Annotated in this window: 10 protein-coding genes; 4 read left to right on the top strand and 6 right to left on the bottom strand. The window is 59.1% G+C overall.

All coding sequences use genetic code 11. From position 1 onward, the window contains the following. The 4 genes from ACRESD_RS11575 to ACRESD_RS11560 form a co-directional block, all read left to right on the top strand. On the top strand, nucleotides 1-1,056 hold a 1,056-nt coding region (locus tag ACRESD_RS11575; RefSeq protein WP_431751022.1), incomplete at its 5' end, for a peptide chain release factor 3. A gap of 232 nt (nucleotides 1,057-1,288) precedes the next feature. Further along, the gene (locus ACRESD_RS11570; RefSeq protein ID WP_431751021.1) at nucleotides 1,289-1,714 is read left to right on the top strand and encodes a hypothetical protein; all 426 of its coding nucleotides are present in this window, start codon (nucleotides 1,289-1,291) and stop codon (nucleotides 1,712-1,714) included. 192 nt (nucleotides 1,715-1,906) lie between these two features. Continuing rightward, nucleotides 1,907-2,152: a hypothetical protein gene (locus ACRESD_RS11565; RefSeq protein ID WP_431751020.1), complete on the top strand. Its 246-nt coding sequence runs from the start codon at nucleotides 1,907-1,909 to the stop codon at nucleotides 2,150-2,152. 96 nt (nucleotides 2,153-2,248) lie between these two features. Beyond that, nucleotides 2,249-2,512: a hypothetical protein gene (locus tag ACRESD_RS11560; protein WP_431751019.1), complete on the top strand. Its 264-nt coding sequence runs from the start codon at nucleotides 2,249-2,251 to the stop codon at nucleotides 2,510-2,512. A gap of 113 nt (nucleotides 2,513-2,625) precedes the next feature. Here ACRESD_RS11560 and ACRESD_RS11555 read toward each other — a convergent pair whose 3' ends face one another. The 6 genes from ACRESD_RS11555 to ACRESD_RS11530 all read right to left on the bottom strand — a co-directional run bounded on the left by ACRESD_RS11555 (nucleotide 2,626) and on the right by ACRESD_RS11530 (nucleotide 9,615). Then, nucleotides 2,626-3,597 carry a peptide ABC transporter ATP-binding protein gene (locus tag ACRESD_RS11555; protein ID WP_016971590.1) on the bottom strand — a complete coding sequence of 324 codons (972 nt, stop codon included), beginning with the start codon at nucleotides 3,595-3,597 and terminating at the stop codon, nucleotides 2,626-2,628. Next, nucleotides 3,597-4,565, bottom strand: a complete 969-nt coding sequence (locus ACRESD_RS11550; protein ID WP_176995121.1) for an ABC transporter ATP-binding protein — start codon at nucleotides 4,563-4,565, stop codon at nucleotides 3,597-3,599. The genes ACRESD_RS11555 and ACRESD_RS11550 overlap by 1 nt, the downstream gene beginning before the upstream one ends. A 10-nt stretch (nucleotides 4,566-4,575) precedes the next feature. After that, nucleotides 4,576-5,487 carry an ABC transporter permease subunit gene (locus ACRESD_RS11545; RefSeq protein ID WP_431751018.1) on the bottom strand — a complete coding sequence of 304 codons (912 nt, stop codon included), beginning with the start codon at nucleotides 5,485-5,487 and terminating at the stop codon, nucleotides 4,576-4,578. 10 nt (nucleotides 5,488-5,497) lie between these two features. Beyond that, nucleotides 5,498-6,508 carry an ABC transporter permease subunit gene (locus ACRESD_RS11540; protein ID WP_106578740.1) on the bottom strand — a complete coding sequence of 337 codons (1,011 nt, stop codon included), beginning with the start codon at nucleotides 6,506-6,508 and terminating at the stop codon, nucleotides 5,498-5,500. A 75-nt stretch (nucleotides 6,509-6,583) separates the two neighbouring features. Beyond that, entirely contained in the window at nucleotides 6,584-8,182 is a 1,599-nt protein-coding gene (locus tag ACRESD_RS11535) for an ABC transporter substrate-binding protein (protein WP_431751017.1), read from the bottom strand. Nucleotides 8,183-8,262: 80 nt separating this feature from the next. Continuing rightward, a complete protein-coding gene (locus tag ACRESD_RS11530; protein ID WP_431751016.1) occupies nucleotides 8,263-9,615 on the bottom strand; it encodes an OprD family outer membrane porin in 1,353 nt (450 codons plus the stop codon). Between the last annotated feature and the right edge of the window lie 2 nt (nucleotides 9,616-9,617).

Below are 9,617 nucleotides of genomic sequence, written 5' to 3'. Positions count from 1 at the left end.
TTCAAGGGTGTGTACCACCTGGCCGACGACTACATCATCGTCTACACCGCCGGTCACGGTCACGAGCGCACCGAAACCAAGATCATCGAGAAGCTGGATTCGGACGAAGCCCGTGCCCACCTGGGTGACGAGTACGACCGCTTCGTCGACCAGTTGGAACTGGTGCAGGGCGCCTGCCACGAGTTCAACCAGCAGGAATTCCTCGACGGCCAGCTGACACCGGTGTTCTTCGGGACCGCATTGGGCAATTTCGGTGTCGACCACGTGCTCGACGCCGTGGTGGACTGGGCCCCGCGCCCGCTGCCGCGTGTGGCCAACGAGCGCACCGTGGAACCGGTGGAAGAGAAGTTCTCGGGCTTCGTGTTCAAGATCCAGGCGAACATGGACCCCAAGCACCGCGACCGTATTGCCTTCATGCGCATCTGCTCCGGCAAATACGAAAAAGGCATGAAGATGCGCCATGTGCGCACCGGCAAGGACGTGCGTATCGGCGACGCCCTGACGTTTTTCTCCTCCGAGCGTGAACAGCTGGAAGAGGCCTACGCCGGCGACATCATCGGCCTGCACAACCACGGCACCATCCAGATCGGTGACACCTTCACCGAAGGCGAAACCCTGGGCTTCACCGGTATCCCGCACTTCGCCCCGGAACTGTTCCGTCGCGTACGCCTGCGTGACCCGCTCAAATCCAAGCAACTGCGCCAAGGCTTGCAGCAGTTGGCGGAAGAGGGCGCCACCCAGGTGTTCTTCCCCGAGCGCAGCAACGACATCATCCTCGGCGCCGTCGGTGTGCTGCAGTTCGATGTGGTGGCCAGCCGCCTGAAAGAGGAATACAAGGTCGAATGCTCCTACGAGCCAATCACCGTGTATTCCGCGCGCTGGATCGATTGCAGCGATAAGAAGAAGTTGGAAGAGTTCTCCAACAAGGCTGTGGAAAACCTGGCTGTGGACGGCGGTGGTCACCTGACCTACCTGGCACCGACCCGGGTGAACCTGGCGCTGATGGAAGAGCGTTGGCCGGATGTGAAGTTCCGTGCTACGCGTGAGCATCACTAAACGTCAAGTCGTTGCCGGTCTAAACCCGTTGTGAAAACAACGGGTTTTTTTGTCTGAAATTCGAGGTTGTTCTATTGGAAATAGTCAGGCTGATGAATCGTTAAACTGTAAGGTTTGACAGTGGTTTTCTGTGGTTTTACGTCGTTATATGGGGTGTGACTTACGTAGGAAAGGATTTGGCCTTTTGGGGGGGAGATGAAGTTAAGTTGATTTATATAATGTAGGATGGATAATGAGCACAGGTGAGAAAGAACAGCAAGATGTTCAGAACGCTTCGGGAGAGTTTGAATATAAATGGGAGGATGGCGGGGTTGTAAATCCGGTTTATAAATATGTATATCTTGAAGATAGGGAACAACCAATTCATCCAATTTTTGTAGGTCGAGATACTCCAAACAGTATTCGTGAAACAGGGTTAATGTTTTCATTCGAAACATTCAATTTCTGGGGCGTTAATGTTCCCGTTGGTCAGGGGTATACGGTGCGATCTTTTGCATTTGGGAGTGATCAAGAAGTTCTGTCTGGATTTATTACCGGGATGATCAACTCATCAGAGAAATCTGGTTTTTTTAAGTTTAATCTTACCGTCAATACTTCAAGAGGAATCAAGACCGTTCAAGGGGCATTTATACTGCGGCAGGATAGAGCTGCATTGTAATTGGCGAAGAATAAGTAGGTTTTGGTTTCCTTCAGGGCTGGGTGAGAGAGGAATTCGAGGTTTTATTAACTGGCACGAATCTAAGGTGTTGGAGGGGGCTCGCGCCCACATGTTGATCTCCATATGGCTGGAATATTGGCGGGAACCCTGCATCGGGTCTAACTTTCACCCATGATCGTGAAGGAGACCGCCGTGCGAAATGTTCGATACGCCATCTATCTGGTATTGCTAGCAAGCCTTGGGTTAACCGCGTCTCCGACGTTGGCAGATGCCGGAGCGCCCCAATGGAAAGACACCGGCCCGGTCACCAAGAAAAAGCAGAGCGAGGTCAACTCCGGCAGTTGGCAACCCCAAGCGCAACCGGCGCCCAAGGAAGACCAGGAAAACCCCTACAACGAGGGTGAGGACAGCGAAACCTACGACGACGGCGATACCTGACAGCAAGTGGCGCAAAACCAGGATAGGAACTAGCTTGATTGACAGCGACGGTCGAACGCCGGCGCACATGTTCCACTGACTGGACGGAAATCGACCATGACTATCTTTCAACGTTTAGTGCTGATGCTAAAAGTGCTGGTGATGTTATCCCTGGGCATTTCGTCCGCGTGGGCCAATACGGCTGTGCAGGGCCAGGCCCCGGGGTTCGTGGCGGCGAAGACGGCGCAGGCCGCGGGTCTGCAATTGGCCAAGAGTGAGTCGGAGCCCGGTGATGAAGACCAGGGTGGCTCCAAGGATGACGACGACCAGCAAGCCCCGCCAGACGACGATGACACCCCTGAAGGTGACAACGATACATAAGTCGGCCTGAAAAAAAGCCCCACCTGCCGGACTGATGCGCAATCCGACGGGTGGGGCGGTAGAACTCATGTCATGCCCTGGGCTAAATCGCCCAGGGCATTTTTTTTGCGGGATCAGGCGACGAACTGCTCCGCGTAGTGGCAGGCCACTTGGCGGTTATCCAAGGCACGCAGTTGCGGCTCCTCGCTGCTGCAACGGGCGGTCGCGTACGGGCAGCGCTTGTGGAAAGCGCAGCCAGGCGGCGGGTTCAGCGGGTTGGGCAACTCGCCGACGATCTTGATCTTCGGCTTGTTCGGGTCCGGGTGGATGGTCGGGGTGGCCGACAGCAGCGCCTGGGTGTACGGGTGCAGCGGACGGGCGTAGATGTCTTCCTTGGGGCCCACTTCCACCGGGCGGCCGAGGTACATCACCATCACGTCATCGGCGACGTGTTGCACCACCGCCAGGTTGTGGGAGATGAACACGTACGCCGTGTTGAATTCCTGCTGCAGGTCCATGAACAGGTTGAGCACCTGGGCCTGGATCGACACGTCCAGAGCGGAGGTCGGCTCATCCGCCACCAGTACTTTCGGTTGCAGCATCATCGCCCGGGCCAGCGCGATACGCTGGCGCTGGCCACCAGAGAACATGTGCGGGTAGCGCTGATAATGCTCGGGGCGCAGGCCCACTTGCTTCATCATCGCTTGCACTTTTTCGCGGCGTTCGGCGGCGGACAGGTTGGTGTTGATCAGCAACGGCTCGCCGAGTTGATCACCCACTTTCTGGCGTGGATTCAAGGAGGCGTAGGGGCTCTGGAACACCATCTGCACGTCTTTGCGCAGTTGCTTGCGCTGGGCCTTATCGGCGCCGGCCACTTCCTGGCCAGCGATTTTCAAGGAACCGGAAGACGGCTCTTCAATCAATGTGAGCGCACGGGCCAGGGTGGATTTGCCACAACCCGACTCGCCCACTACGGCGAGGGTCTTGCCGGCTTCCAGTTCGAAAGACACGCCGTTCAGGGCGCGCACGGTGGCGTGGCCCTTGAACAGGCCACGGGACACTTCGTAGTGACGGGTCAGGTCGCGGGCGGTAAGAACGACGGCCATTACGCCACCTCCTGGTTCAAGGGGTAGAAGCAGCGCGCAAGGCTGTTGGTTTTCGGATCAAGGCCAGGCCGCTGGGCGCGGCAGGAGTCCTGCACGTACGGGCAACGCGGCGACAGCAGGCAACCTTGCGGGCGGTCATAACGACCGGGCACGATACCCGGCAGCGTGGCCAGGCGCGTGGCCCCGAGGCTGTGCTCCGGAATCGCCTTGAGCAGCGCTTCGCTGTACGGGTGTGCCGGGATGTCGAACAACTGCGGCACCTGGCCGACTTCCACGGCCTGGCCGGCGTACATCACGCAGACGCGCTGGGCGGTTTCAGCCACCACCGCGAGGTCGTGGGTGATCAGCACCAGGCCCATGTTCTGTTCTTTCTGCAGGGCCAGCAGCAGCTCCATGATCTGCGCTTGAATCGTTACGTCCAACGCCGTGGTCGGTTCGTCGGCAATCAGCAGTTTCGGCTCGCCGGCAATGGCCATGGCGATAGCCACACGCTGGCTCATACCGCCGGACAGTTGGTGCGGGTAGGCATCCATACGGCTGGCAGCGCCCGGGATCTCCACTTTTTCCAACAGTTCGATGGCCCGCTTGCGCGCTTGCTTGCCGGACATTTTCAGGTGCAGGCGCAGCACTTCTTCAATCTGGAAACCCACGGTGTAGCTGGGGTTCAGCGCGGTCATCGGGTCTTGGAACACCATCGCCAGGTCCTTGCCGACGATCTGGCGGCGCTGGCGGCTGCTCAGCTTGAGCATGTCCTTGCCGTCGAAGGTCAGCGAGTCGGCGGTGACGATGCCGGGGTGCTCGATCAGGCCCATCAGCGCCATCATGGTCACGGATTTACCCGAGCCAGACTCGCCAACGATCGCCAGTACTTCGCCTTTGTCGACCGACAGGTCGAGGCCATCGACCACGGGTACGGCGGTCTTGTCGCCGAAGCGCACATTGAGATTCTTGATTTCTAACAATGACATGGGAATCTCCTCAGGCGGCGTTCTTGAGTTTCGGGTCCAGCGCATCGCGCAGGCCGTCACCCATCAAGTTGATTGCCAGCACGCTGAGCAAAATGGTCAAACCAGGCAGGCTCACGACCCACCAGGCGCGTTCGATGTAGTCGCGGGCCGAAGCCAGCATGGTGCCCCACTCCGGGGTTGGCGGTTGTACGCCAAGGCCGAGGAAGCCCAGGGCTGCGGCATCGAGGATCGCCGACGAGAAGCTCAAGGTGGCCTGGACGATCAACGGTGCCATGCAGTTAGGCAGCACGGTGATGAACATCAGGCGTGGCAGGCCGGCGCCGGCGAGGCGGGCGGCCGTCACGTAGTCGCGGTTCAGTTCGCCCATCACCGCCGCGCGGGTCAGACGCACATAGGACGGCAGCGAGACGATGGCGATGGCGATCACGGTGTTGATCAGGCCAGGGCCGAGGATCGCGACGATGGCAACGGCCAGCAGCAACGATGGCAGCGCCAGCATGATGTCCATCAGGCGCATGATGGTCGGGCCAAGCAAGCGTGGGAAGAACCCGGCGAACAGCCCCAGCAGGATGCCCGGGATCAGCGACATCACCACCGACGACAAACCGATCAGCAGCGACAGGCGCGAGCCCTGGATCAGGCGCGAGAGCAGGTCACGGCCCAATTCGTCGGTGCCCAGCAGGAACTGCATCTGGCCACCTTCCAGCCAGGCGGGCGGGGTCAGCAGGAAGTCACGGTATTGCTCGCTCGGGTTATGCGGTGCAACCCAGGGGGCAAAGATCGCGCAGAACACGATCAGCAACATGAACAGCAAACCGGCTACCGCGCCTTTGTTCTTGGAGAAGGCTTGCCAGAATTCTTTGTACGGGGACGGGTACAGCAGGCTTTGATCGACTGCTGACGCTTGTGTAGAGGTAGTCATGGTCATGATCTCAGCGCTGGTGACGGATGCGTGGGTTGGCGAAGCCGTAGAGGATGTCCACCACGAAGTTCACCAGGATCACCAGGCAGGCGATCAACAGGATGCCGTTTTGCACCACCGGGTAGTCCCGCGCGCCAATGGCTTCGATCAGCCATTTGCCGATGCCGGGCCACGAGAAGATGGTTTCGGTCAGGACCGCACCGGCCAGCAACGTGCCGACTTGCAGGCCGACCACCGTGAGCACCGGGATCAGCGCGTTACGCAGGCCGTGGACGAACACCACGCGCGCCGGCGACAGGCCCTTGGCCTTGGCGGTGCGGATGTAGTCCTCACGCAATACTTCGAGCATGGAGGAGCGGGTCATCCGCGCAATCACCGCCAGCGGGATGGTGCCGAGCACGATGGCCGGCAGGATCAGGTGGTGCAGTGCATCGAAGAAAGCGTCTGGCTCGTCGGCCAGCAAGGTGTCGATCAGCATGAAGCCGGTGCGCGGCTCGATGTCGTAGAGCAGGTCGATCCGCCCGGAAACCGGGGTCCAGCCCAGGCTCACCGAGAAGAACATGATCAGGATCAGGCCCCACCAGAAGATCGGCATCGAATATCCCGCAAGGGAGATGCCCATCACCCCATGGTCGAACAGGGATCCTCGTTTAAGGGCCGCGATCACCCCGGCCAACAGGCCCAGGACGCCGGCAAACAGCAGGGCGGCCATGGACAGTTCCAGGGTCGCTGGGAAGAGGGCGGTGAATTCGGTCCACACGCTGGTGCGCGTGCGCAGGGATTCGCCGAGATCGCCGTGGGCGAGCTTGCCGACATAATCCAGGTATTGCGCATATAACGGTTTGTTAAGACCAAGGCGTTCCATTGCCTGTGCGTGCATCTCGGGGTCGACGCGCCGCTCGCCCATCATGACTTCGACGGGGTCGCCAGGGATCATGCGAATCAACGCAAACGTGAGCAACGTGATGCCGAAAAACGTGGGGATCAATAACCCCAATCGGCGGGCAATAAAACTAAACATCTTGTTGTGTACCTCAATCAGCCGGTTAGGCAGGTCCGACGCCGTCGATGTCGACGGCGCCGAGCGTTTTTCTTATTACTTCACCTGGGTGGTGGCGAAGTTATTGGTCGTCAGAGGGCTTTGGGTATAACCCTCGACGTTCTTGCGCATGGCGGTGAACATTTTCGGATAGGCCATTGGAATCCAGGGTTGGTCTTTCTCGAAAACGTCCTGGGCTTGTTCATAGAGTGCAGCGCGCTGGGCGGGTTCAGCGATAGCGCGTGCCTTGTCGATCAAGTCCTGAAACTCTTTGTTACACCAGCGGGCGTAGTTTTCGCCGTTTTTCGCTGCGTCGCAACTCAGGTTCGGTGTGAGGAAGTTATCCGGGTCCCCGTTATCCCCCGCCCAGCCGGCGGACACCATGTCGTGCTCGCCGTTTTTAGCACGCTTGAGCATCTCGCCCCATTCCATGACCTTGATATTGACCTTCAGGCCAATCTGGGCCAAATCCGCCTGCATGCGCTGGGCGCCGAGAAGCGGGTTAGGGTTGGTCGGGCCGCCGCCGTTACGGGTGAACAGGGTGAACTCGGTACCTTCCGGTACGCCGGCTTCCTTGAGCAGGGCGCGGGCCTTGTCGAGGTCGCGGGTTGGGTTTTTAAGCTTGTCGCTAAAGCCCAGCAGGGTACTTGGATAGGGGCCGGTGGCGTCCACTGCGTTGCCTTTGCCATACAGGGATTCGTTGTAGCCTTTTTTATCGAACGCGATGTTGATGGCGTGACGCACCCGCGCATCGCTCATGTACTTATGCGTGGTGTTCATGGCGGTGTAAGCGGTGGTCATCGCCGCCAGTTCATCGACCTTCAGGTTCGGGTCGGCCTTGACGCTCGGCACGTCATCCGGTTTCGGATATAGCGCGATCTGGCACTCGTTGGCCTTGAGCTTCTGCAGGCGCACGTTGTTGTCGACGGTGATTGCCAGAATCAGCGGATCAGCTGGCGGCTTGCCACGGAAGTACTCCGGGTTGGCCTTGAAGCGCACCTGGGCATCTTTCTGATAGCGGGTGAAAATGAACGGCCCGGTGCCGATCGGCTTGGCGTTCAGGTCATCGGTCTTGCCGGACTTGAGCAACTGGTCGGCGTATTCGGCGGAGTGGATCGAGGAAAACGCCATGGCCAGGTCGGCCAGGAACGGTGCCTCAGGACGAGTCAGGGTAAAGACGACGGTATGATCGTCGGTCTTCTCTACGCTCTTGAGCAGTTCCTTGAAGCCCATGCTTTCAAAGTATGGGTAGCCCACGTTGGACTTTTTATGCCACGGGTGATTCGGGTCCAGCTGGCGCTGGAAACTCCAAAGCACGTCGTCGGCGTTCATGTTGCGCGTGGGTTTGAAGTAGTCGGTGGTGTGGAACTTGACGTCGTCACGCAGGTGAAAGGTGTAGGTCAGGCCATCGGCGCTGATGTCCGGCAGGGCCTTGGCCAGTGCAGGAATCACTTCGGTGGTGCCGGGCTTGAAGTCCACCAGACGGTTGAACATGGTTTCCGCGGCGGCGTCAGCGGTGACGGCCGTGGTGTACAGGACCGGGTCGAAACCTTCCGGGCTGGCTTCGGTGCAGACCACCAGCGGTTTGGCCGAAACGCCGATCGCCACGCTCAACAGCGCAGCGGCCATGGCGGCTTGTAACGGGAGCATTTTCATTCAGAGCCCTCTGCAATCGATGGAGCCAGACAAGCGTAGACGGCGGGCTCGTCCTGAGCCTGCCGTTTACCTGGCGCTAATTAAAGAATGTTGAACGGGATGGTGGTGACCAGGCGGAACTCACGGATGTTGCCGTCAGCCTGGTTTTCACTGGCGCGGTGGGTCACGTAGGTGCCACGAATGGTCGTTGCCTTGAGTGAGCCGCTCTGAATTGCGTAGGAGGCGCCTACACCGTATTCCTGGTGGGTTTCGCCGTCCATCAGGCGCAGGTCGCTGCGGCGTACACCCGATTCGCCGTAGGCGGTGCCGGTGTAGTGAGTACCGTCGATACCCCAGCCGCGTGCTGAGTAGGCATTGAACTTCAGGCCAGGAATGCCGTATTCAGCCATGTTGATGCCATAAGCGATCTGGAAGGACTTCTCGTTCGGTCCGTTGAAGTCGGACGTCAGGGAGTTGGCCAGGTAGATGCCGTTGGTTTCGTGCAGGTAGTCGAAGTATTCGTCACCGTTGATGGCCTGGTAGGCGAAGGTCAGGCTATGGGCTTGGTGAGTCAGGCCCAGAGACAACGAGTACGTGTCGTTGTCGATTTTGCCCATCTTCTTGCTGCCGGTATCGGTGGTTTTGTAGTAGTTCAGGCCGGTGGTCAGGCCCAGGACGCTGCTATCGCCCAGTTCATGGGTGGCGCCGACGTAGTACTGGTTCCAGAAGTCCTCGACGTTCGCCGCGAACACGCTGGTTTTCAGGCTCTTGAACGGCTGGTAGTTGAAGCCCAGGGTTTTCACCTTGTCGGTGGTCTGGCCGTTACCGTATTCGGAGCGGAACTTCGACAAGCTTTGCTCGGTACGTGGCGAAACGCGATCGAAGATACCGCCTTGGAACGACAGATTGCTGAATTCCTGGCTATCGATCGAAACACCTTCAAAGCTCGAAGGCAGCGCACGGTTGCCGATGGTGTCGACGATGCCGCTGCTGAAGTTCTGACGACCGGCGGTCAGCGTGGTGTTCGATGCACGGAACTTCACGTTGGCCAGGCCCAGTTTGCTCCACTGGTCAACGGCGTCGCCGTTGGAGTCGGCCAAGGTACGGTTGGAGCCACCCTTGATGTCGCGCTTGCTACGGTCCAGAACCAGAGCGTTGTACACGGCAACTTCAGTGCTCACGCCAATGGTGCCCTGAGTAAAGCCCGAGGTGCCGTTGAGGATCGTGCCTTGTACCCAGTTGGTGCGGTATGCGTCGGTACGTGCTTCGCCGTGCTTCTGGTAGGTGAACTTGCCGCCGCGGAACTTGTTTTCGTTGGAAAACCAGTTACGGGTGGTACCGCCCAGGCTTGCTCCGTCGATAAAGCCTTTGGCCTCGCTTTGGGCGCTGGTGCCGGCCAGTGTGGTTGGAACGAAGTCCTGGCTTGCAGGATCAGCGTAGGCGTTAGCCGTGATGC

Origin of the sequence: Pseudomonas sp. (assembly GCF_050739995.1) — a bacterium.
Lineage (GTDB): Bacteria > Pseudomonadota > Gammaproteobacteria > Pseudomonadales > Pseudomonadaceae > Aquipseudomonas.
Note: the sequence above shows the minus strand (reverse complement) of the source record. Positions and strands in the feature narration are given on the sequence as shown.